The 22739-nt window shown below is 43.9% G+C and carries 21 protein-coding genes; 6 read left to right on the forward strand and 15 right to left on the reverse strand.

What is annotated here, in order from left to right; genetic code table 11:
- Positions 1–2: 2 nt before the first annotated feature.
- The 6 genes from ABDD95_RS21640 to ABDD95_RS21665 form a co-directional block, all read right to left on the reverse strand.
- Positions 3–1064: an ATP-binding protein gene (locus tag ABDD95_RS21640; protein ID WP_345949443.1), complete on the reverse strand. Its 1062-nt coding sequence runs from the start codon at positions 1062–1064 to the stop codon at positions 3–5.
- A gap of 9 nt (positions 1065–1073) precedes the next feature.
- On the reverse strand, positions 1074–1775 hold the full coding sequence (locus ABDD95_RS21645) for a methyltransferase domain-containing protein (RefSeq protein ID WP_345949444.1): 702 nt from the start codon (positions 1773–1775) through the stop codon (positions 1074–1076).
- Complete coding sequence (locus ABDD95_RS21650) at positions 1768–2898, reverse strand: FAD-dependent monooxygenase (RefSeq protein ID WP_345949445.1); 1131 nt, start codon at positions 2896–2898, stop codon at positions 1768–1770. The genes ABDD95_RS21645 and ABDD95_RS21650 overlap by 8 nt, the downstream gene beginning before the upstream one ends.
- A 3-nt stretch (positions 2899–2901) precedes the next feature.
- Positions 2902–4005, reverse strand: a complete 1104-nt coding sequence (locus tag ABDD95_RS21655; RefSeq protein ID WP_345949446.1) for a type III polyketide synthase — start codon at positions 4003–4005, stop codon at positions 2902–2904.
- Positions 4006–4014: 9 nt separating this feature from the next.
- Positions 4015–4545, reverse strand: coding sequence for a YceI family protein (locus ABDD95_RS21660; protein WP_345949447.1), 531 nt, complete (start codon positions 4543–4545; stop codon positions 4015–4017).
- 167 nt (positions 4546–4712) lie between these two features.
- Entirely contained in the window at positions 4713–5627 is a 915-nt protein-coding gene (locus tag ABDD95_RS21665) for a hypothetical protein (protein ID WP_345949448.1), read from the reverse strand.
- A 370-nt stretch (positions 5628–5997) separates the two neighbouring features.
- Between ABDD95_RS21665 and ABDD95_RS21670 the strand changes: the two genes are divergently transcribed.
- Positions 5998–7542: a family 10 glycosylhydrolase gene (locus ABDD95_RS21670; RefSeq protein WP_345949449.1), complete on the forward strand. Its 1545-nt coding sequence runs from the start codon at positions 5998–6000 to the stop codon at positions 7540–7542.
- Here the strand turns inward: ABDD95_RS21670 and ABDD95_RS21675 are convergent, their stop codons facing one another.
- Positions 7543–8289: an SDR family NAD(P)-dependent oxidoreductase gene (locus tag ABDD95_RS21675; RefSeq protein WP_345949450.1), complete on the reverse strand. Its 747-nt coding sequence runs from the start codon at positions 8287–8289 to the stop codon at positions 7543–7545.
- A 519-nt stretch (positions 8290–8808) separates the two neighbouring features.
- Here ABDD95_RS21675 and ABDD95_RS21680 point away from each other — a divergent pair.
- The 4 genes from ABDD95_RS21680 (at position 8809) to ABDD95_RS21695 (ending at position 12975) form a co-directional block, all read left to right on the forward strand.
- The gene (locus tag ABDD95_RS21680) at positions 8809–9297 is read left to right on the forward strand and encodes a YetF domain-containing protein (protein WP_345949451.1); all 489 of its coding nucleotides are present in this window, start codon (positions 8809–8811) and stop codon (positions 9295–9297) included.
- 285 nt (positions 9298–9582) lie between these two features.
- Positions 9583–10632, forward strand: coding sequence for an acyltransferase (locus tag ABDD95_RS21685; RefSeq protein ID WP_345949452.1), 1050 nt, complete (start codon positions 9583–9585; stop codon positions 10630–10632).
- A 104-nt stretch (positions 10633–10736) separates the two neighbouring features.
- Positions 10737–11933 carry a glycosyltransferase gene (locus ABDD95_RS21690; protein ID WP_345949453.1) on the forward strand — a complete coding sequence of 399 codons (1197 nt, stop codon included), beginning with the start codon at positions 10737–10739 and terminating at the stop codon, positions 11931–11933.
- Between the two features lie 10 nt (positions 11934–11943).
- The gene (locus tag ABDD95_RS21695) at positions 11944–12975 is read left to right on the forward strand and encodes a polysaccharide deacetylase family protein (RefSeq protein WP_345949454.1); all 1032 of its coding nucleotides are present in this window, start codon (positions 11944–11946) and stop codon (positions 12973–12975) included.
- A gap of 8 nt (positions 12976–12983) precedes the next feature.
- On the opposite strand, the gene ABDD95_RS21700 is transcribed toward ABDD95_RS21695, so the two are convergent.
- On the reverse strand, positions 12984–14600 hold the full coding sequence (locus ABDD95_RS21700) for an ATP-dependent DNA ligase (protein WP_345949455.1): 1617 nt from the start codon (positions 14598–14600) through the stop codon (positions 12984–12986).
- Positions 14597–15739, reverse strand: a complete 1143-nt coding sequence (locus ABDD95_RS21705) for a ligase-associated DNA damage response exonuclease (RefSeq protein ID WP_345949456.1) — start codon at positions 15737–15739, stop codon at positions 14597–14599. The genes ABDD95_RS21700 and ABDD95_RS21705 overlap by 4 nt, the downstream gene beginning before the upstream one ends.
- A 201-nt stretch (positions 15740–15940) precedes the next feature.
- Here ABDD95_RS21705 and ABDD95_RS21710 point away from each other — a divergent pair, with 201 nt between their 5' ends.
- Positions 15941–16942, forward strand: coding sequence for a chemotaxis protein CheB (locus tag ABDD95_RS21710; RefSeq protein WP_345949457.1), 1002 nt, complete (start codon positions 15941–15943; stop codon positions 16940–16942).
- A 114-nt stretch (positions 16943–17056) separates the two neighbouring features.
- Here the strand turns inward: ABDD95_RS21710 and rplS are convergent, their stop codons facing one another.
- The 6 genes from rplS to ABDD95_RS21740 form a co-directional block, all read right to left on the reverse strand.
- Positions 17057–17404, reverse strand: coding sequence for a 50S ribosomal protein L19 (gene rplS / locus ABDD95_RS21715; protein WP_345949458.1), 348 nt, complete (start codon positions 17402–17404; stop codon positions 17057–17059).
- 279 nt (positions 17405–17683) lie between these two features.
- Entirely contained in the window at positions 17684–18361 is a 678-nt protein-coding gene (trmD, locus tag ABDD95_RS21720) for a tRNA (guanosine(37)-N1)-methyltransferase TrmD (RefSeq protein ID WP_345949459.1), read from the reverse strand.
- 141 nt (positions 18362–18502) lie between these two features.
- On the reverse strand, positions 18503–19030 hold the full coding sequence (gene rimM / locus ABDD95_RS21725) for a ribosome maturation factor RimM (protein ID WP_345949460.1): 528 nt from the start codon (positions 19028–19030) through the stop codon (positions 18503–18505).
- 76 nt (positions 19031–19106) lie between these two features.
- Entirely contained in the window at positions 19107–19637 is a 531-nt protein-coding gene (locus tag ABDD95_RS21730; protein ID WP_345949461.1) for a 30S ribosomal protein S16, read from the reverse strand.
- A 441-nt stretch (positions 19638–20078) separates the two neighbouring features.
- Positions 20079–21056, reverse strand: coding sequence for a 6-phosphofructokinase (gene pfkA / locus ABDD95_RS21735; protein ID WP_345949462.1), 978 nt, complete (start codon positions 21054–21056; stop codon positions 20079–20081).
- The gene (locus ABDD95_RS21740; protein ID WP_345952122.1) at positions 21043–22707 is read right to left on the reverse strand and encodes a cytochrome c biogenesis protein CcdA; all 1665 of its coding nucleotides are present in this window, start codon (positions 22705–22707) and stop codon (positions 21043–21045) included. Before ABDD95_RS21740 ends, pfkA begins: the two co-directional genes overlap by 14 nt.
- Between the last annotated feature and the right edge of the window lie 32 nt (positions 22708–22739).

Below are 22739 nucleotides of genomic sequence, written 5' to 3' on the forward strand. Positions count from 1 at the left end.
TGTTAACTCTTTAAAACCGGTATTACCTGAAAAGGTGACTGTTTTACCTTTTGCAGCGTAAATCCGAAGGTGGATCCCACCCCCACCGTGCTGCGCACATTAATAGTTTGCTGGTGCGCTTCGATGATATGCTTAACAATAGCCAAGCCTAAGCCCGATCCCCCCACTTCGCGTGAACGGCTGCTATCAATACGGTAAAAGCGTTCAAATAAGCGTGTTAAGTGTTTTTCATCTATACCCGCACCATCATCCGTAACTTCAACAAGAATCTGGTCGTGCAAATCAAAAAGACTTACCGAGGTACTGCCGCCACGCTTGCCATATTTAAACGAATTGTCTATTAAATTGATGAGTACCTGACAAATCTTATCACGGTCGGCAGTTACCAGGTAGGGCTCGTCATACTTTTGTTTAAATACCAGTTTAATGTCGTGCTGCTTCGCTTTCAAGTCCAGCTGCTCAAACACCTCCTTAATCAGGTCGTTAATTTTAAACTTGGCATAATTGATGGGTATCTCGCCAGATTCTAACTTGGAAATCTCATCCAGGTCTTTAATCAAGTAACTCAGCCGGTCAACATTACGCTGAGCTTTGTTTAAAAACTGTAAGGCCATATCCCGGTCTTCTACTTCATCATCCAGTATAGCTTCGATATAACCTTGTATAGCAAACAGCGGGGTTTTAAACTCGTGCGATATGTTGGACAGAAACTCCCGCCTGAATTTTTCCTGACTGCGTAGCTGCTCAATTTCTGTCTTTTTTTCACGTGCCCAGGCTTTTACTTCCTTTTCCACGTCGCCAATAGGATCTGTACTGGTCGATTCGCCTAAGGCGTCACGTAAGTCGCGCCCTAACTTAAGATTATGGATAAGCTTGTAAATGAGCTTAATTTTGGAGTACAGGTACTTCTCAATAAGGTAATAGAAAACCATATAGCTGGTTACAAAGCTTATGGCAAAGGTTAGGGTTACATCATACCACTTATGCTGAAAGTAGAAGTTAACTACCGACAGGGCGATGGCCACCGCTAACGCGTTGATGAATACCAGTACACTGAGTTTCATATAACAAAGTTAGGCTTTATAAATGATTACCTGCCAGCGGAAAGCCCACTTCCAGCTAATTTTATAATGCGTTATGCCTGCCTTTGCCAGCAGTTGCACCAACTCTTGCTTTTTAAAACTTCTTTTAACCGATAGCGGACCATCATGCCGCATCATGGGGTTGGGTATGATGAAGGCAAATATGGCCTTTAAGGAATAATATAATAACCAGTGCCGATGCAAATCGGTAATAACAATGCCCCGCCGTGCACAACTCAGCATCTTTTTAACAAGGGCTATCCAGGCATCATCTTCAAAATGATGGGTAAACAAGCTCGATACCACTACATCGAACTGGTTTTCTGTTAGCTCGTTGCTCATCACCTCTGTTTGCAGGTAATTTATATTGTTGTATGCAGCCGTTTCCTTTTCGGCAAAGGCAATAGCGGCAGGTGCTGCATCTACACCGGTTAAATGCAACGGTAACTGTTGTTTTTTTGCCCAGGCCGCAATAGCTTTTAGTGCGTCGCCGCCGCCGCATCCCCAATCGCTCAGGTGATTCCCTGCCTGTACAGGAAACTGCTGTAAAGCCTTAATTAACGTTTTATGACCGCCAAACCAGGCATTTAAATTGCCCAAGCCTTTCAGTACCGGGTCGAGCTCTGTGGCTGGCAGGGCAAAATCGTCCATAATTTCATCAACGCCGGTAATGCGTTTGCGCAGGTTAACCATAAATGCTCCTTCCGTGGGTTTGTTTAACCATCCAGTTGGTTACATTAGGCAAATGCTTTAAGGTTTCAATAGCGGCATGCATTAAAATATTACTACCAAACAGGCTTTGCAGCTGCCTGCCTACCCATAACCGCCGGGCAAAATGCTGGTTCCAACTTAAGGTATATGCTTGCTCCAATACTGCCCTTTGCTGCAAGCTAAATGTTTGCTCGCCTTTATAATGCAGAACAATGATATTGCTTAATATTTTTGCAGAATGGATAGCCATGGTCATTCCGTTACCGCACAGAGGGGCAATCATACCGGCCGTATCGCCACTCATGAGTATATGCTTTTCAACAGGTTGCTTTTTTTCAAAAGATATTTCGTTGATCACTTCGGGCTTATCCATCAGCCATTCGGCACTATTAAAAATTGCTTTTTGATAGGGGTTTTGGTTAATAACCTTTTCTTGCAAGGCTTCCAAACTGCCCAGCCTCCGCAAATCATCCCTATGTGCTAATGAGCAAACACAGTAACGATCACCCTCTATTTTGGATACGCCACAGTAGCCGTTCCTGAAGCTGTTAAGCTGTATCAAATCGGTAGGGAAATCAATACGCGCATGCTGCTTAATGCCTACATAAGGGCTACGCCGATGAAAAAAAGGCCTGCTAAGCTTGTTATCAAGGCTCGACCGTTTACCAAAAGCACCAATCACCAATGGCGAATGCAAGACACTATCCGGTAATTCAACCTCGAAAAGATTTTGCATAAACCTGATATCGTTAACGCGGGTTCCGAGTAAGAACTTAACGCCTTCAGCAGCACACATCTCATACAAATAGTTATCTAACAAATAACGGCTTATGCCAAAGCCTCCCAGGTCTAATTGCTGTTTGAGTTTTGCGCCTGATGTAGCAGTGACCTCTAAACGGTTAATTCGTGATGCACCAAGACTATGAACATCAATTCCCAGGTGCTCCAAAAGCGGCAGTATTTCGTTGGAGATATATTCTCCGCATACGCGGTGAAAGGGATATTGCTTTTTTTCGATTAAGGTGACTTGCAAGCCGGCCCGGTTTAGCATCAAAGCGTTAAACAGCCCGGCTAATCCGCCACCTGCAATAATCACATCGGCCATGGTTTAGTGAAGTTTAAGCACCATGCCTTCAACAGTTAACCCCGGGCCAAAACCAAAACTCAGCACGTTATGACCAACAGCTTCATCATCCTGCATTAGCCTTTGCAGTACAAACAAAATGGTTGCTGATGACATGTTGCCGTAATTATTTAGCACCTCATAAGCGTATGCGTTAGCCTCATGGGATATTTCCAGGCCTTGTTCAATAGCCTCCAATATTTTACGGCCACCCGGATGAATAGCAAACTTACCCACCTGCTCAAAACACAAGCCAGCCTTGCCGAGCAAACGGCCGGCAAGGCCTTTTATATTTTTTAGTATTTCTTTAGGCACCTTGGTGGTAAGTGTCATCTCAAAGCCGGTATTTCCAATAAGCCAACCCATTTCGTTTTGGCTATCCGGTATAATTTCGGCATAAAAGCCCAGCAGCTCCAACGCTGGCTTAGCGTTTATCTTGGTGGCTGTGTTTTCGACCAGTACAGCGCCGGCGCCGTCGGCAAAAAGGGAGTTGGCTACCCAGTTATTAATAGTGTTCACTTTTTGAAAATGCAGCGAACACAGCTCCACACTTACAATAAGCACCTTTGCCTGCGGGTTAGCCCGGCAAATATAATCGGCCACCTTAAGCGCATTAATTGCACCATAGCAACCCATAAAATTAATGCAAGTTCGCTCGGTAGAATGAGGAAGGCCCAATTTTTCAACCAGATCAATATCGATTCCGGGGGCATACATACCGGTACAGCTAACCGTAATCAGGTTAGTAATCTGGCTGGTTATGCCTTCATAGTCGCTCAGGCAATTCTGTGCGGCTTTCAGCGCAATATGAATGGCTTTCTCCTGGTAGTATAACAGCCGTTTATTGGTAGTTACAAAAGGTTCAAGATCGGGCGTAGGCTCAAAAAAGGTGTAATCGGCCCTGTCTGCGCCAAAATCGTCAACTACCGAATAGCGGTATTGAATGCCCGAATGATCGTAAATAGCTTTAAGACGCGCGGCCTGCTCTTCGGGCAAGCCAAACACATCAACCATAAACTCATAAGAATCGTGCTGCGCAACCTTGTTAGCCGGATTCGCAGTTCCGATTGAACTAATACAACTACCCATAAAACTTTGTTATTTGCTGGTCTCTACTACGAGATCAACAGTGGCCTCGTCGGCCAGCACCATGCTTTTACCGCCCACGCCAAAATCGTGTCGGTTAATTTTAAAGCTGCCTTTAAACAGCCCCGCGTTGGCACTTTCTATATAGGTAAATGGCACTTCTACAGGTTTTGTTTTGCCTTTTATGGTCATATTAAAGTTTCCGACAAAGTTGTTACCCCCTCTATGTTTAAAGGCGGTAGACTTCATTACAATCTTAGGATAATGCTCTACATCAAAGTAATCTTCGGCCTTGAGGTGGTTATCGCGCATGGCATTATCCGAGTCGATGGTATTGACATCAATCGTTGCTTCGATAGTGCTGGTGGCTAAGTTGGCTTTATCAAATATAATATCGGCCTGCAAACCGCCCAGCTTACCGGTAGTTTTTATACCCAGGTTTTTGATCTCGTAATTAACTGCGGACTTAGTAACCGTTTGCTTGGTTTGCGCAAAGGAATGGGCAGTGATCAATACCGCAATTATAAGGCTTAGTTTTTTCATCAGGGCTATTCAATTCAATATATAAGACAAACGTAATGATTGACTATTTAATCTGTATAGCGTTAATGTAACGATATACATACGAGATTAAAAATCAGCAATTGGCTAAAAACAAAAACCCCGGCTGTATAGCAACCGGGGTTTTTGTTTATTATAAACTTTATTTTCTATTTCAAATAAAACTCAGTTTTGCCCATAGTGTAACCATCCGAATACAGGAACACTGTGTAAGTACCTTTAACAAACTTTTCAGGGTTCACCCAATCGAGCGTGTAAGTAGTGCCGTCATCCTTAAAATCGATAGCGGTTTTATAGGTAAACTGCAGTTCCTGACCATCAGCCGTAAACACGCCGCTGTCTGTCATTACTATCAGGTTGCCTGCCGGGTCAATAACACGCATAAAAATATCATGTAAGCCTTTTTCGGCTACCGGGTTACCGGCAATATTAAAGTTCACTTTTATTTTTTTAGCCGGACCAGCCCTGTTTACATCCACTTCTTTACCACTGCCTTTAACTTTATAAGCAGTAACCTGCGCCCCACCCAATTTAAGTGCCGATGCCACTTTAACCTTGGTGCTCAGTTCCTGGTTTTGTTGTTCGAGCGTAGTAGCTTTTTGCGATACGGTAGCTACCTGGCTCTTTAATGTATCGCGCTCAGTAGCTAACGATGCGTTTTGTTGTTTGAGCTCCTCTATATCTGCAGTGTACTTAGTTACAAAATAGCGCAGTTGTTTGATATCTTCCTGAGCCGTCCTTAATTCAGCAACAGATAACTGCCCTTTAGCTAAAGCTCTTCTTAAAACCACAATTTTAGCCTGCAACGAATCATTACGTGCCTGTAACTCGGCCGATAATTTGGCTTTGCCTGTGTTTACTTCTTCGATCTGTGCTTCCAAGCTATCTAGCTCCGTTTGCAAACGATGCTTCTCATCATCGCTTTGCGTAACCACACGGGCAACATCTTTCTTTTTCTGCAAGTACAGGTAAACATCCGTGCCGAGTAAAGCAACAACCACTACAATCAGAAAATATATGACGTTCGAATTCTTTTTGGAGGTTTGTTCAGATTTGTTTTCCATTTATATTCAATTAGATTTATTTGGTTATGGTACCCATTTAAATAAATAATAACGCTGGTTACTTTAAAAACTGATAATATAACCTAAAACATTTTTGTGTTAAGCGCTAACCTTTTAACTCTAAGCAAATAATTGTTGAATTACTCCACAGCTATTTTAACCGCTACTTAAGAGCAAAATCCACTTTTAACTACTACAAATCAAACAGTTAAAGCACATCGCACACCTACAAGCCTTATAAACTTGTGCGCTAAAAATAAAGACAATAACCATAAAACACAAAATCTGCCGTTAAATAAACCTGTGAACCAAAAGACCTTATTGTTAGTTATGTATCTTTGCTACCCTTAAAATGAGTGTTTTGCTGTATATGAAACAAAGATTAGTGCTTACGATAGCCGCCTTGCTTACCTGCTTACAATTATTAGCACAAACCGATACTATACAGCAACATAACCCTACGCCCAAGCGCGAATTCAGGGGTGTTTGGGTAGCAACCGTAACTAATATTGACTGGCCCAGCGCCCCCCGCCTTTCCAGCGAACGGCAAAAAAACGAACTGGTAAATATTTTTGATAACCATCAGCAAGCAGGCATGAATGCCATTATGCTGCAGGTGCGCCCGGCCGCCGATGCTTTTTATGCCAAAGGTCGCGAGCCCTGGTCGCGCTGGCTTACGGGCAGGCAGGGTGTAGCACCCGAACCATTTTATGACCCGCTGGAGTTTGCCGTGAACGAGGCACATAAACGCAATATGGAACTGCATGCCTGGTTTAACCCTTACCGGGCTACTATGGATGCCAATACATCGGCACTAAGCCCGCAGCATCCTATCCGTTTACACCCCGACTGGTTTTTTTCTTACGGTGGCCGCAAACTGTTCAATCCTGGTTTGCCTGATGTACGCGAGTATATTATACAGGTAATACTGGACGTAGTAAAAAACTACGATGTAGACGGCATACATATGGACGATTATTTTTACCCCTACCCTATTGCCGGGCAACGCATAAACGACCAGGCCACTTACGAGCAGTACGGCAGCAATCGTTTTACCGATATACGCGACTGGCGCCGCAACAATGTAGATACCCTGATACATGCACTGGCCGACAGCATACACAAATACAAGCCTTACGTTAAGTTTGGCATTAGCCCGTTTGGTATATGGAAGAACAAAAATCAGGACACTGATGGTTCAGAAACCAATGGCGGATCATCTTATTTTGAGCAATTTGCCGACAGCCGCAAATGGGTTAAGGAAGGCTGGCTGGATTATATTAATCCACAGGTTTACTGGCATTTTGGCAACCGGGCGGCTGCGTTTGAAAAGTTAACCAGTTGGTGGAGCGACAATACTTACAACCGCCACCTCTACATTGGGCAGGCAGCTTACCGTATTAACGAACCCCGTAATTCGGGCTTTAAAAACCCCGACCAGATACCAGCACAGATACGGTATATACGAAATAATGCCCGCATACAAGGTAGCGTGTATTTCAGTTCGGTGTCTTTAAGGCGCAACTATGGCGGTTTAAACGACTCCTTGCGTAATCATTATTACGCTACCCCTGCATTGCCACCCTTAATGCTTTGGCGCGATTCCGTACCCCCTAACGCACCCCGCCAGCTGGCTGTAGGCCGCACCGAGCGCGGACTGATATTGCACTGGCAAGTACCCTTACTGGCACGTGATAAAGAACTGGTTTATGGTTACGTGATCTATCGCTTTTACCAGGGCGAAAAAATTGACCTGTCTGACACTAAGCACATTCTTCATATACAATACAACCCCATGCTCTCGGCCGAGGATAACACAGCCGAGCGGGGCAAAAACTATGTGTACATCGTAACGGCTATAGACCGCATGAAAAATGAAAGCGAGCCTATAGCCGTCACAGCACCTTACCGGTAGTTAACTGTTCATTACTGCACCACCGTTAATATCCAGCGTTTGGCCAGTTATAGACTGCTGACTTAACAAATAGGCCACCAACGCGGCTACTTCTTCGGGCTGGCTCATGCGCCTTAGCGGCACGCTTTGCATGGCTATATCGTAAAACTCATCTTTAGTGATGCCTATACCATCGGCAATTCCCTGCAAGCCCTCCTGTGACATTTCGGTATCCACCCAACCCGGGCATATAGCATTCACCAAGATTTTCTCAGGTGCAAACTGTACCGCCCACGAGCGCATAAGGCCCAGCAAACCCGCTTTTGACGCACAGTAAGCCGAGTAGTTGGCTACCCCTAAACGGGCCAGCACCGACGATGTGATAATGATGTGCTTAGTACCTTCAGCCTTACGCAGCAAAGGCAAAAAGGCATTTACAAAGTTGTAGGTGCCGGTTAAATTGGTGCTAATGATATCATTCCACCTGTCGGCTTCGCCCCAGTAATTCTCGCCGCCTATGCCTGCATTTGCCAACAGCCCGTTAAAAGTTAAGTTGCCTAATTGATTAACTGCGCTTTGCAGGCTTACTATGTCACGCACATCGGCTGTTAATACTTTATGGTTGTCACCTGCCAAGGTTTTGAGAGTTTGCTGAAGGGTTGCGGCATTACGGCCCAATAAGACGCACTGATTACCGGCTGCAGCCAGATTTTGTGCCATAGCCCGACCAATGCCGCTGCCGGCTCCGCTAATAAGATAAATATTCATAAAATAAAAGTAGCTATTTGTTACCGGCATGTGCAACTTAGCACAATACACAACTTAAATCACCCGAACTGGCTCAGTTAGTTAGCAAGTGCTAAAGATTATTATTAAAAACACCATCAGGAATAAGCTTGGTTATAGAGGCACTATCTTAGCCTGTAAAATGGTGCCTCTATATTTAGTGAAGTACTGTTTATTATACGCCGGTTTAAGTGGTTTATTGCATAATTGAATATCCTTTTTTAGAAGCCATTTAAACGTGCATTTGCTACATGAAAACCTTATATCTCATAAATTAAAGTCAGCCGGGGACCTAACGTTCTTTACTGCTTCCTTTAATTGCTCCAGATAGTCGTCAAGGGGCTGATAACCCTTTCTATAAACCAGGTTCTATACAATCATTCACATAAAGCACATTACTATCTCTTAACAGAAACAGTGCACTTCACAATTTTTTAACATTAATTAAACACTTGTGGGTGCCGGGTGTACCTATACATACCCTTATCAATTTTTAATAGCATGAATATAATCCTCGCACTGTTTGGAGAAGGAAAAGATTTGAATGTACTGCAAATGTGCAGCCGGGCATTAGTAGTGTTCTTTATAGCTTTGGTTATGGTACGTGTTTCGGGCAGGCGCACTTTCGGTAAGCGCACAGCATTCGATAACACATTGGCTATTATACTCGGCGCTGTGTTAAGCAGGGCCATTGTAGGTGCCTCTCCATTTGTACCTACCATTTGCTGCAGCCTGTTACTGGTGCTTTTACATCGTTTGTTGGCCTACGCGTGTATTAAAAGCAGTTTTATTGACCGGCACCTAAAAGGCATGAGCGTACCCCTATACCGCAATGGCCAGCTAGATGAAGATAACCTGACCCGTAGCTTGCTCACTCAAAAAGATATTATGAGCGACGTACGCCTGAAAGGTAATGCTACCTCACTAAACGAGATACATGAAATTTATATGGAAACCAGCGGCGAGGTAAGCGTAATTAAAAAATCGTAAGTTGGTACCTATAAGTGGCTTAATAATAAATAATACTTTAACTTCGTCCAAAAGATCTTTCAGTTAACTACGAAGATAGCGTATTCATAACTCGTTCGTTAAGTCATACGTTTTTAATACCTCGATCATAGAATGGAGCATTGAATTAGGCGTTAGTATGCCGAGCCTTTGCAGTCAGGCGAAAGATTTGAGGTTTAAATATAACAAGATACAGATACTTAATATCCCCGTTTGTGACCCTCACCCTTAAAACCGAAGGCTGCTTACGCTGATAAATACCAAAGAATGAGTAAGAGTACTCACAACAGATTATTGGAACTTGATGCGCTGCGTGGCATTGCAGCCATAAGCGTTGTTGCTTTTCATAAAGCAATGGGAACGCCGCACAACAACCTATTTTTCAATTACGGCTTAACCGGTGTTGATCTTTTTTTTATTATAAGTGGCTTTGTAATTTTAATGAGCTTAAAGAGGGCAAGTTCGCCAGGTCAGTTCATTATTGGCCGTATAATTCGATTATACCCGCTTTACTGGATTGCGGTTAGCCTTGCGGCCATTTCCTTATTGATAACAGGTGACGCAGCACTTAACGGCGTATTTGCTATTAAATATTTGGCTAACCTTACCATGGTGCATCAATATTTTTTACAAGGAAACATGGATGGCGTTTATTGGACGCTTTTGGTAGAACTGCTTTTTTATGCCGTAATGGTTACCTTGTTCAGCTTCAATAAACTAAATAAGATCGAACTTTGGGGAGCATGCCTTTTACCCGCCTTATTTATTTATGCACTATTTTTAAGGGCGCACATTGGCACATGGGGTGTTCGGATTCATCGCTTTATGCCCTTAATTGAGTTCGTACCTTTGTTTCTCTCTGGAGTTGTGTTCTATAATTTGAAGTTTGAGCAAAAGACCGTTGTTAGGTTCTTGATATTAGCAGGCTGCTTTGTAACGCAAATTGCCTTGTTTCATTTAGGCAAGGATAGAATACGCTGGGTTACAACCTACGAATACATTTTACCCCTAACAGTATATTACCTTGCTTTTACGCTTTATTGCTATAATAAATTAGGATTTATAGTTAATCCGGTTACGATATTCATTGGCACTGTCTCTTACCCAATTTATTTAACACACGGTACAGTTTCCAGGTTATTTCATGCTACAGGTTTCTTCGCCTCCAATTTTTGGTTAGAACTGCTTGCAAATATTTGCTTAACTACTTTGCTATCGTTTATCCTGTTTTACTTTATAGAAAAACCCATACTGCGCTTTGCTAAAGGCAGGTGGATGAGCAGCCCTAAAAAAACTCCAGAGCTGGCCCGGGCATAATATATTATTACTTTATTATTGCCAATTGCGGTAAATACTAATTCGTAATAATTAACTTTTTTATATTGTCCCGATAACATCATACTGTGAGTAATCAACTTGTTATGGACGCTATAATATTCCTATCTGTAATTGTACAGCTGGCATTATCATCCTATTTATGGCTGCCTATCATATTACTTTGCTTTTCATTCGCAGCAAAGCTGTTTAAGCATACAGTTTCGCCTGTATCGATTCCGGGTAAATGCAAAAAATCTTATAAATTCGGTATCATCATCACGGCGCACCGCGAAACCAAATTTTTACCTCCCATAGTCGACTCCATATTAAAACAGACCTATCAAAACTTTGAGATCTATATTGTGGCCGACGATTGTGATATAAGCGGCCTGCACTTTACCGACGAGCGTATTCATTTATTGAAGCCGGAAACACCGCTGAATACAAACACCAAATCCATACAGTACGCTATAGATCGTTTTTCGGCCGGTACAGAGGTGATGGTTATTTTTGATCCGGACAATCTGCTGCATCCTACTTTTTTGGAGGTCATGAATAATTACTATAATGCCGGATACAAAGCCGTACAGGCCAACCTTAATCCTAAAAGCGTTAACGGCATGTACGAAGAAATGGATAATGCCGGGGCCACCTTTTATTCCTTTCTTGATCGTACTGCACGTACGGCGTTAGGCTTTTCAGTAACTATGTGGGGCTGCGGCGTATCGGTACTTACCAGCGTATATGCACATATAAAGTATAACAACAAGAGTAATATGGGCGGGTTTGACAAGCACATGCAGGCCGAAATTGTGCAGCATGTACCTGTTATAGCCTATGCGCCCGAAGCCGTATTTTTTGATGAAAAGGTGAGTGATGCCAAAAATTTAGAGTCGCAGCGGGCCAGGTGGATCAATGCTTATTTTAAATTTTTTCCGGAAGGTTTTAAAGTAATGCTGAACGGCATTTTTGACCGTAATGTAAACGTTGCCTTTTTCGGTTACAATTTAATACGGCCGCCTTATTTTCTCGAAATATTGATAGCTGTAGCATTCATTATTATTGGCTATTTCACCCACCAAACCATGATGTTTTTTTGGATTGGCTCCTTGCTTACATTTCTCATCTCGTTTATATCTATCGTGCTTCTCTTTTCGCCAGCCAAAAGCAGGAACGGGTTATGGTATATGCCGTTGTTCTTTTTTCATCAGGTGAGGTCCATGCTCAAAATAGGCCTCAATAAGCGCTCTATCTTAAAAACCGAGCATTTTAAGGTGCTCTATATTGATGACGTTATATAACCTTTATCGTTTGAATCCACTAAAAAAGCTATACTTCTCTACAGTAAATAAACTGGACATCGATTATCTGAAAAGGAAATCGGACATTAAATTGCTGGCACCCTACTATCACCTGGTAAGCAATGAGCCGGTTCCTTACCTACAACACTTGTACCAGTTTAAAAACACCAGTCAGTTTGAGCATGACCTGGATTATATGCTGAAGCACTTTAACCCCATTACGTTAAAAGAAGTAATAGATCACATTAAAGCGGGTACTGCAATCAAAAAAAACAGCTTTTTAATTACACTGGACGATGGCTTAAAACAGGTACATGAGGTGATTGCTCCAATATTATTAAAGAAAGGGGTTCCGGCTGCATTATTTATTGTTCCTACTTTTCTTGATAATAAATTCCTGTTTTACGATTTAAAAAAGGGGTTGATTATAGATGAGCTGTTAACAAAACCTCCATCACCCATTGTGCTAAGCCAGCTCAACAGCACATGCCATTTAAAGCAGGCTGATGTTCCGGGGATTGTAAGCTATGTAAAGGCAATCAACTATTTAAATAAAGAAAAGGTTGATGAATTGGGAAGTATACTAGAAATAGATTTTAATAACTTTCTGAATAAGACGCGGCCTTTTATGACGACGGCCCAGGTTGAAGATTTTATTAGTAAGGGTTTTGATGTTGGTGCACATAGCATGACGCACCCCTGTTATAACTTGGTACCTATAGCGCAGCAGATAACAGAAACTCAGGAATCGGTAAAGTGGGTAGCCGATACTTTTAACCTGCCCTATAAAGCCTTTGCGTTTCCGCATGTAGATACGGGCGTAAGTCAACAATTTTTTGATGCTGTTTTAACAGGCGAAAGCGCTATGAGGCCCGATGTTATCTTTGGCAACAGAACCGCAATGCTTGAACCTAGCCCCCATATTTTTCACCGGTACATTGGCGAAAACCCCGCTATAAATGCCGGAGCTATGGCAAAAGCCGTTCTTAGCTATAATACGTTTAATAAGCTTAGGCAAAAGCCTTACATACATCGGCCATAACCGTCCCTTTACTCACCTAACAGTGCTTTCAAAGTTTCAATAGTATCAGCTTCCTCCTTGGGCTTATCGTGCCGCCAGCGCAAAATACGGGGAAAGCGTAGCGCCACACCCGATTTATGCCGGGTTGATTTATTGATTCCTTCAAAGCCTATCTCAAAAACAAGCTCGGGTTTCACAGTGCGCACCGGACCAAATTTTTCGAGCGTGTTACGTTTTACAAAAGCATCTACCTTATTAATTTCTGTATCGGTTAGGCCCGAATAAGCTTTGGCAAAGGGCACCAGTTTATCACCATCCCATACGGCAAAAGTATAATCGGTATACAAGTCGGCCCGGCGGCCATGGCCTTTTTGCGCATAAATCATCACTGCATCAACCGATAGCGGGTCTATCTTCCACTTCCACCAATCGCCCCGGCGGCGGCCAACCTGGTAGTGTGCATCTTTACGCTTCAGCATAATACCTTCGGCCACCATAGCGCGCGATTGTTCACGTATGGTGGTCAGTTCTTCCCAACTGTTAAAACTAATGAGCTCCGAAATCCTGAAAACTTCCGGATAAGGCGTAACGGTTTGCAATCCTTCCAGCAATTGCCGCCTATCAGTTTGTGTTTTGTAGCGGATATCCTCACCGGCATACTCCAGGCAATCATATGCAATAAGAGCTACAGGGCTTTCTTCCAATATCTTTTTGGTGAGCGTTTTACGGCCAATACGGGTTTGCAGTATGGCAAAGGGCAAAGGTAAACCGTTTCTAAAAGATAATATTTCGCCGTCAATCACCGTACCATCGGGCAGGGCATGTAAAAATGGGTGCAGCTCCGGAAACTTGTCGGTTGCCAGGTCCTCACCCCTGCTCCAAATAAAAATATCGCCGTTCCGTTTAATAAGCTGCGCTCTGATGCCATCCCATTTCCACTCGGCCTGCCACTCCTGTGCATCACCCAGCAGGCTCTGCAATGCCTCAGGCGACTTTTGGACGGTGGAAGTTTCCTGAACTGGATAAGCCAAAAAGAATGGGTACGGGCGGGATACATCTTCCAGAGCCGTATCTGTATGGGTAAGATCCTCAAACTGATAAGTTTGCGGCGCCCAGTTACCCATGAGCCGGTGCGTAAGCGTGGCCGCATCCAGGCCCGTCAGATCTGCCAGGGCCTTAGTAACCAGGTTTTGCGAAACCCCTACCCTAAAGCTGCCGGTTAGTATCTTATTAAATACGAAACGCTCCTGCGCATCCAGCATAGCCCATGATTGGGTTAGCCAGTGTTGCTTTTCCACTTCAGGCTGGTTGTTCAATGCGTTTATTTCGCCTATCCACTCCGTTAAGGTCTTGTTGCTGCTGTTTTCATTATCGGGCAGCAGGAGAGCCACGGTTTCGGCCAGGTCGCCTACCACATGGTAGCTTTCCTCAAAAAGCCAGGCCGGTATATTTGATGCCTCAATAGCCCAGGTTCTGAACTGTGTGGAATTAATTTGCCGCTTGGGGTTACGCCCTGTAAATAAGGCGAGCATGTGCATTTTATCAGTATCAGACACACAGGCCAGGTACTCTTTTAAAATCTTAACTTTTTCGTTGGTTTTGTTTGTCTCGTCTAGCGAGGTAAAGAGCTGGGCAAAATGCTTCATATAGCTGCCCCTCCCCGGCCCTGCCCTAACGGGAGAGTGTTGATCAGTTCCTGTTCTGCTGCTTCAGTCACCTTATTGTCGATGATTTCTACATCAGGTGCATCCTGCTCGCCCCCCTCTGTTAAAGGCTGCGGAGGAACTCCTTCTTCCTCGCCGCCATATAGCGTGTGCACCTCATGAGCGTCAAACCCAATCTCAGACAGGTAGCGGGCAAAACTGGCGGTATAGCCGTGTGTTAAGTAAACCTTTTCGCAGCCGGTAGCATCAATGGCGCTTACCAGGCCATCCCAGTCGGCATGGTCTGATAATACAAAGCCCCTGTCGGCCGCACGCCTACGCTTTGCCCCGCGTAAAGCCATCCAGCCCGAGCAATAACCAAAGCTATAGGGTTGAAACTTACGCATCCACGGTGTACCCACTGATGAAGGCGGCGCAATTATGATGCCTTTGCGCACATCTTCCTTAACCGAATCTGCGGTAATGCGCTCGGTTGGCTGTAATATAACGCCATTGCGGCGCAGCGCTTCGTTTGTATTTTCAATAACACCATGCGTATATACTTTACCGATAGATAGATCGAGGTTTTGGAGAATACGCTGCGCTTTGCCTAGTGAGTAACCTACAATAACGGTAGCTAGGTTGTTATTAACATTTTGCTGCCACCAACGATTCACATCGGCAAAGGTTTCGGTTTGCGGTTTCCACTTATATACCGGCATCCCAAACGTGCATTCAGAAATAAAGTGATGACAGCTTACCGGTTCGAAAGGTGTGCATACGCCATCATCTTCTACTTTATAATCGCCCGATACTACCCAAACCTGTCCCTGGCTTTCAATCCTTATCTGGGCCGAGCCTATTACATGCCCTGCGGGATGTAAGGAAATTTTAACGCCGTTCTTCATTACCGTTTCGCCATACTCAACTGTTTGCAGTTGTATATCGCCCAGGCGGTACAGCATTACCTCACGCGAAAGATGATGCGACAAATAGTGTTTATGACCTGGGTAAGCGTGATCGGCATGGGCATGGGTAATTACGGCATCATCCACCGGTTGCCAGGGGTCGATGTAGAACTTGCCCTTGGCACAATAAATTCCTTTATCGGTAAATTCAAGTAGTGGTTTTTGCAGCGACATATGTATTACTAACGGCGTTTACCGGGTAATGGTTTGATGCTGCGTTTTTACAACCTTAAAACGCTTTTTTCAGAGCGCCGCTTTCATCTCAAAATAATCCGGCACTGCTGAAACCATAAACAATCCGGTTAATAATGAGGTTATTTTATTATAGCAGCCGATACACCCTTGCATTATACCACGGGAGTAAAACAAAGTAACATGGCAGAAGTAACACACCCCATCATCGTGATAGGGTCATCGGCAGGGGGCTGGGAGGCCTTACCCATAGTGCTCGAAAATTTTCCGGAGTATCTGGCGGCATCAGTGTTTGTGGTTCAGCATTTCCCGAGTGATACTATGGGTACAGCTTTCCTGAATCATTTATCGGCCCATAGTGTTCTCCCATGCGCATTTGCTGTTGATAATGAACCTATCCGGCCATCAAGGGTTTATGTTGCCCCTCCCGATTTTCACCTGCTGCTAACTAAAGACCGCGTACGCATTACCAAGGGCCCGCGCGAAAACAGCTTCAGGCCGGCTATCGATACCATGTTTCGCTCTGCTGCTGCTCATCATCATTCGGGCGTTATTGGTGTAATACTTACCGGCGTGCGCGATGATGGCGTGGAGGGCATGGCTGCCATAGCCAGAAGCGGAGGTATAACCATGGTGCAGGATCCGGCCAATGCCCCATACCCTGATATGCCGCAGGCCGCTATAAAGCATATTGATGTAAATTACATTACCCGTACGGTAGAAATGGGACTGGTACTTTCAGGATTAATTTACCAACCTGCCAAATCAAAGGAAGCTATTTCCGAAGATATTTTAAAGGAAGCCGCTATTGCCGAACGGGTACTTACCTCACTCGATATAGTGGAACAAGGTGCCAAGGGTACCGGCTTTACCTGCCCCATGTGTGGTGGCGTATTATGGGATATAGACCACGGCATTACACACAGTTATCGCTGCGCTGCAGGGCATGCCTTTACCTGGGAAAACCTGTGCCAGCTTAAAGCAACCGAAGTGGAAGAAGCTATGTGGACATCACTGCGTCTAATGGAAGAGCAAAAGCGAATGTTATTAAAGTTCCCGCTATTACCGCGCGAAAGCAACTCCATACAAAGGCGGGTTAAAGAACTTGAACAGTACGTACAAACCCTGCGTGCCATGTTGCTCAAAAGCGGAGACGGACGGCTACCTGAGGAGCATGATGTTTAATAACAGTTTTAAAGACTGCAATTAGCCTTTGAACATAATAAATCCCGATAACTTTATCAGTTATCGGGATTTAAATCTTATACCTGAAAAAGGTACGTATTCAGCACAAAAAACTTATACGCGTTTTGATTTGATACGTGCAGCCTTACCGGTAAGCGCGCGCAGATAGAATAATTTTGCACGACGTACTTTACCGCGGCTGTTAACCTCAATTTTATCAATGTTAGGAGAGTTTACAGGGAAGATACGCTCAACACCTATACCGTTTGATACTTTACGCACGGTAAAAGTTTCAGTGCTGCCAGCGCTGTTGCGTTGGATAACTACACCTTGGTACAGCTGCACACGCTCTTTGTTACCTTCTCTGATTTTATAGTGTACAGTTACAGTGTCACCTGATTTGAATGCAGGAAGTTCCTTTTTTTCTACTGACTGCTCTTCAACAAATTTTACTAAATCCATGATTTTAAGCTCTTAATGCGATTTTTAGCCCGTAAAAATCGGATTGCAATAATAGGGATTTTTTTAGATTTAAAAAAGTGATTTTTGTTTTTTTCTTATTATTTATTTCTGGCTGGGTTCACCGCAAAAGAATTAGCTGTCAGCAATGTAATACTTAAATCTCCATGCCGGCAGTAAGTGATTATATACCTGCGGCAACTACCAGCTGTAATTGAACTTCTATTGTTGTTGCCCTGGCTTTTTAACACAAAACTTGCTTTCGCCACCTCCAACCAGACGTTACTCCCCTAAAAGATCAGGCCTGCGCTGGCGTGTGCGCTCGATGGCTTTTTCAAAGCGCCATTTCTCAATTTCGGGTGTGTTGCCGCCTAACAGAATATCTGGCACTTTATGTCCATTCCAATCGGCGGGACGGGTATACAATGGCGCGTCCAGCAATTCTCCCTGAAAGGAGTCAGATAAGGCCGAGGTTTCGTCAGACAATACGCCGGGTATCAGCCTCACTACCGTATCCACCAATACAGCCGCGGGTAGTTCTCCACCCGATAATACATAATCGCCTATAGAAATCTCCCGGGTTACGTACAAATCGCGGATGCGCTGATCGATTCCCTTATAGTGCCCGCACAGTAAAATAATATTTTGCTTGATGGATAGCTGATTGGCGATAGATTGATTGAGCGTTTCCCCATCCGGACTCATAAAAATAACTTCGTCGTAGGTACGCTCATTTTTCAGCTTGTCTATACAGTTAGCGAAGGGCTCTATCATCATAACCATGCCGCTACCGCCACCGTACGGGTAATCGTCTACGTTTTTATGCTTGTTCGATGAATAATCGCGCAGGTTGTGCACGTGTATTTCGGCAATACCTTTTTTTTGTGCGCGCTGCAGTATTGAATGCGCAAACGGGCTTTCGAGCAGGCCTGGCAACACAGTGATAATATCGAAACGCATGATTTTTTAATATTTTAAAGAATACAGATAAAAAAACGGTAATTATCTCGAACGATAGTTAGAAACCTTTTTAACCAAATGGCTTGTCGCTTAGAAAGAATTGCCCGTTAGCACTCGGAATGACAAGTGGGTTAAACACTATCAGGGGTTTAAATATACATCCAGTAATCCTTCAGGCAAGTCAAGGTAAACTTCGCCGCCTTCCAGGTCAATGCCTTTAATAAAATCAGTATTGAGCGGAAAGAGCACTTCGCGGTTCTGATAATGCACAGATGCTATAACCTGCTGCGGGTATTCAATTACTTCAGTTATTTCACCTAACTCACCATGCGTTTCATCAATGGCAATAAAGCCTTGCAGGTCCATCAGCGTAAAATCGTCTTCGCTTTTTTCAGGCTTTAGTTTATTGGGCAGGTATACATCCTTTTTTACCAACGGCGTAGCCTTATCAATATGATCAACTTCTTCCAGGTACAAATAAGCTGTATTGGCTTGGGGGTATTTAATACTGCTTACAAAGTACGGCACCAGCTTACCGGCCACATCCAAAAACACGGCATTAAAATCAATATCCTGCAAACCGGCAAAATCGGTATACAACTGCAACTCGCCTTTAAGGCCACGCGTTTTTAATACGGTGCCTATTCTGAAATAATCTTCTGCTTTCATCCCTAAGGGTCTGTAAACAACAATAGCGAAGCACCGGTTAAAGCAGCTTCGCTATTGCATTATTAATATTTAAAAATTACTCGGCCGACTCTTGAGTAGTTGTCTCTTCAGCGCCTTCTTCAGTAGCTGGAGCTTCTTCTTCGGCTACAGGAGTATTTTTAGCAGCAATAGCTGCAGCTCTGTCTTCGTTTTTCTTAGCCTCGGCAGCTAAAGCAGCTTTACGAGATTCGTCTTTAACGCTGTTTAAGTTAGTTTTTTTACCAGTGATTTTTTCTTCTTTCTGGTCTAACCACGCCGCAAATTTAGTATCAGCCTGATCTTGGGTTAAAGCACCTTTTTTAACACCACCTTGCAGGTGTTTTTTGTATAACACACCTTTGTATGAAAGGATAGCACGACAAGTATCGGTTGGCTGAGCACCGTTATCAACCCATTCGAAAGTTTTATCGAAGTTGATATCGATAGTAGCAGGGTTAGTGTTTGGGTTGTATGAACCTAAACGCTCAATAAAACGACCATCACGTGGAGCACGTGCATCGGCCACTACGATGTAGTAAAAAGGCTTACCTTTTTTACCATGTCTTTGCAATCTGATTTTAGTTGCCATTTCTTTTTCTTCTTGTTATGTATTCAACATGTCCCCGGAGTTCTTTCTGCGGGGCTGCAAAGATAAGAAAAAGAATATAAAACTCAAATAGTTAGCCTAATCCTACTCATAAAATAAGCAATACTTTGTTTTAGACAGCAGAACTAGTAAAACAACAGGGCTGTAGCCAGTTTACCTTAAATAAAAACAAAGCCTTTTAGTTGGCCTTTTAAAGGCTTATAGTAAGCCAGCTTTAAACCGGTTTGCGTATTTTTCAGCCCGTCCTTCCAGAAAGATCTAAATCAGCATTACTTACCTTTCACGTTGGCAATGACAGCATATTAGATTAAGTTATTATTGATGACACTATAAGCTAGCTTTACACAACCACATTTACAGAATAAAAAAGCCGGCTAACCTTTAAGGTTCCCGGCTTTTAAAAGGTTTAAAAAAGTATGGCTTTTATAGCGACAGAATATCTACTATTCGCAGCAAGTTAGCATCTACTTCTGTATTATGCTTAATGGCATTTTCGAACGGTGTATAAGCTATCTTTCCGTTGATTATACCGATCATTTCATGACTGTGGCCCGCCATAAGCGCCTCCACTGCCGCCACGCCGCAACGGCTGGCCAGCACGCGGTCCATACAAGTTGGGTGTCCGCCACGTTGCATGTGTCCCAGCACCGATACGCGCGTATCGTAGTTAGGGTATTTTTCTTTCACCAATCGGCCAATCTCAAAAGCGCCGCCGGCTTCATCTCCTTCAGCTACAATTAAAATTTTAGATGATTTATCTCTGCGGCCTTGCTCCAAACGGTGATATAAAGCTTCCAGGTTAGTTTTAGTTTCCGGGATCAGAATAGCCTCAGCACCCGAAGCAATACCGGTACGCAGCGCAATAAGGCCCGAGTCGCGGCCCATTACCTCTACAATAAACAAACGGTCATGTGATTCGGCTGTATCGCGTATTTTATCCACTGCTTCAACTACAGTGTTGATAGCCGTATCGTAACCAATGGTAAAGTCGGTACCTTGTAAATCATTATCGATGGTACCCGGCAAACCTACAATAGGAATACCAAACTCATTGCTGAATATTTTTGCTCCGGTAAAGGTACCATCGCCACCAATGCCTACCAGGGCATCAACGCCGTAACGTTTCAACTGCTTGTAAGCTTGCTGGCGGCCTTCGGGCGTTCTGAACTCTTCGCTGCGGGCAGTTTTAAGGATAGTGCCGCCGCGCTGTACAATGTTGGCTACCGATTTACGATCCATCGGAAACAAATCGCCGCTGATCATACCTGCGTAACCACGGCGTATACCTGTTACCTCAAGGTTATAATATAAAGCCGTTCGAACCACGGCCCGTATGGCGGAGTTCATGCCCGGCGAATCGCCGCCTGAAGTATAAACACCAATGTTTTTAATTTCTGCCATTGTTTTTCTGATAGGCGGCTTTGCCGCTGTCTAAAAATTCAATATAGTTATTCACATCATAGTTAGCCCCTTGCGGCGGAACCAGGACATCGCCTTTAGCGTTAACTATAACGTAATACGGCTGCGAATTTACATTAAATTTTGAAGCTTCATAATCACTCCACTTATTGCCAATGGTTTTAATTTTCTTACCGCTAAATTCCGATATCTTTTGCTCTGCTGCCGGAAGTTCCGTTTTCTCATCCACATAAAGTTCGAGCATTACAAAATCATTGGCCAGACGCTTATGTACCGCCGGATCGCTCCAAACTTCGTTTTCCATTTTACGGCAGTTGGCGCATACCCAGCCCGTAAAGTCAATTAATACCGGTTTGCCAAGTTCTTTTGAAACCTGCATAGCCTGATCGTAATCATACCATTCATTTAAGCCGGCATGCTTACCGTTAACAAACAGCTTTTCGTATTTTTTTTCTTTTATAGAAACGGCTTGAACGGGTGCGGCATCGGCCGACGAAACACCTGCCGATAGATTAAAATCCTGCGTGGCCGGCGGCGGTAAAAATCCGCTCAGTGTTTTAAGCGGTGCGCCCCATAACCCAGGTATCATATAAGCCACAAAAGCAAAAACTATTACTGCCAAAAATGTGCGTGGCACTGACAGGTATGGCACATCGCTATCATGCGAAAATTTAATTTTTCCTATTAAATACAAGCCCAACAAAAATGCGATAGCAATCCACAATGACAGGAACACCTCACGGTCGAACCAGTTCCAGTGGTAAGCCAAATCAACATTTGATAAAAACTTAAGAGCAAAGGCCAGTTCCAGGAAACCCAAAACCACCTTTACACTATTTAGCCAACCGCCCGACTTAGGCAATGACTTAAGTGCCGAAGGGAACAGCGCAAACAGCGTAAACGGAATAGCCAGTGCTAACGAGAAGCCCAGCATACCAATGGCGGGCGCTAAACGCTCCCCTTTTGATGCTGCCTCTACTAATAAAGTACCAATAATTGGTCCTGTGCATGAAAACGACACCACTACCAATGTAGCTGCCATAAAGAACAATCCGGCCAAGCCACCTTTATCCGAATTTTCGTCGAGCTTATTGGCTAAAGAGCTGGGAAGGGTTAGCTCGAAAGCGCCTAAAAACGAAACGCCAAATACAATAAGCAGTAAGAAGAAAAATAAGTTAAACACCCCGTTTGATGCCAGTGCATTTAAGGCATCCGAACCAAAAACGAGCGTAATAATCAATCCAAGCGAAACATAGATCACAACAATCGATACACCATAAATAATTGAATGTAGGATACCCTTACTGCGCGAACCCGCCTTTTTAGTAAAATAACTTACAGTTAAAGGCAATAACGGATATATACACGGCATTACCAGCGCAGCAAAACCACCTAACAGGCCTGCAATAAATATTTGCCAAAGCGTTTTAGGCTTTTCTACCTCTTTTTGAGCAATGGCGCCGGCTGCTTTGATGGCTGTAGGCGTAACGCTTTTGTTAATAGAAGTGTCGGTAGTTACTGCTGTATCGGCAGTGACGGGCTGTACATCAGTAAACTCCAGGCCGGCGGTTGATACGGTGTCAGTTTCCTGGGTAACCACATTTGCAGAGGCGGGCCCGGTTGTAATTAGCATAACACCAAGCAAAAAGCCCAGCATGGTAGTAA

The sequence above is a fragment of the Mucilaginibacter sp. PAMB04274 genome (assembly GCF_039634385.2).
Taxonomy (GTDB): Bacteria; Bacteroidota; Bacteroidia; order Sphingobacteriales; family Sphingobacteriaceae; genus Mucilaginibacter.

Bases quoted from the DNA above. Each gene is read 5' to 3' on its own strand.
- ABDD95_RS21640 (WP_345949443.1), bottom strand. From the start codon at position 1,064: ATGAAACTCAGTGTACTGGTATTCATCAACGCGTTAGCGGTGGCCATC.
- ABDD95_RS21645 (WP_345949444.1), bottom strand. From the start codon at position 1,775: ATGGTTAACCTGCGCAAACGCATTACCGGCGTTGATGAAATTATGGAC.
- ABDD95_RS21650 (WP_345949445.1), bottom strand. From the start codon at position 2,898: ATGGCCGATGTGATTATTGCAGGTGGCGGATTAGCCGGGCTGTTTAAC.
- ABDD95_RS21655 (WP_345949446.1), bottom strand. From the start codon at position 4,005: ATGGGTAGTTGTATTAGTTCAATCGGAACTGCGAATCCGGCTAACAAG.
- ABDD95_RS21660 (WP_345949447.1), bottom strand. From the start codon at position 4,545: ATGAAAAAACTAAGCCTTATAATTGCGGTATTGATCACTGCCCATTCC.
- ABDD95_RS21665 (WP_345949448.1), bottom strand. From the start codon at position 5,627: ATGGAAAACAAATCTGAACAAACCTCCAAAAAGAATTCGAACGTCATA.
- ABDD95_RS21670 (WP_345949449.1), top strand. From the start codon at position 5,998: ATGAAACAAAGATTAGTGCTTACGATAGCCGCCTTGCTTACCTGCTTA.
- ABDD95_RS21675 (WP_345949450.1), bottom strand. From the start codon at position 8,289: ATGAATATTTATCTTATTAGCGGAGCCGGCAGCGGCATTGGTCGGGCT.
- ABDD95_RS21680 (WP_345949451.1), top strand. From the start codon at position 8,809: ATGAATATAATCCTCGCACTGTTTGGAGAAGGAAAAGATTTGAATGTA.
- ABDD95_RS21685 (WP_345949452.1), top strand. From the start codon at position 9,583: ATGAGTAAGAGTACTCACAACAGATTATTGGAACTTGATGCGCTGCGT.
- ABDD95_RS21690 (WP_345949453.1), top strand. From the start codon at position 10,737: ATGGACGCTATAATATTCCTATCTGTAATTGTACAGCTGGCATTATCA.
- ABDD95_RS21700 (WP_345949455.1), bottom strand. From the start codon at position 14,600: ATGAAGCATTTTGCCCAGCTCTTTACCTCGCTAGACGAGACAAACAAA.
- ABDD95_RS21705 (WP_345949456.1), bottom strand. From the start codon at position 15,739: ATGTCGCTGCAAAAACCACTACTTGAATTTACCGATAAAGGAATTTAT.
- ABDD95_RS21710 (WP_345949457.1), top strand. From the start codon at position 15,941: ATGGCAGAAGTAACACACCCCATCATCGTGATAGGGTCATCGGCAGGG.
- rplS (WP_345949458.1), bottom strand. From the start codon at position 17,404: ATGGATTTAGTAAAATTTGTTGAAGAGCAGTCAGTAGAAAAAAAGGAA.
- trmD (WP_345949459.1), bottom strand. From the start codon at position 18,361: ATGCGTTTCGATATTATCACTGTGTTGCCAGGCCTGCTCGAAAGCCCG.
- rimM (WP_345949460.1), bottom strand. From the start codon at position 19,030: ATGAAAGCAGAAGATTATTTCAGAATAGGCACCGTATTAAAAACGCGT.
- ABDD95_RS21730 (WP_345949461.1), bottom strand. From the start codon at position 19,637: ATGGCAACTAAAATCAGATTGCAAAGACATGGTAAAAAAGGTAAGCCT.
- pfkA (WP_345949462.1), bottom strand. From the start codon at position 21,056: ATGGCAGAAATTAAAAACATTGGTGTTTATACTTCAGGCGGCGATTCG.
- ABDD95_RS21740 (WP_345952122.1), bottom strand. From the start codon at position 22,707: ATGCTAATTACAACCGGGCCCGCCTCTGCAAATGTGGTTACCCAGGAA.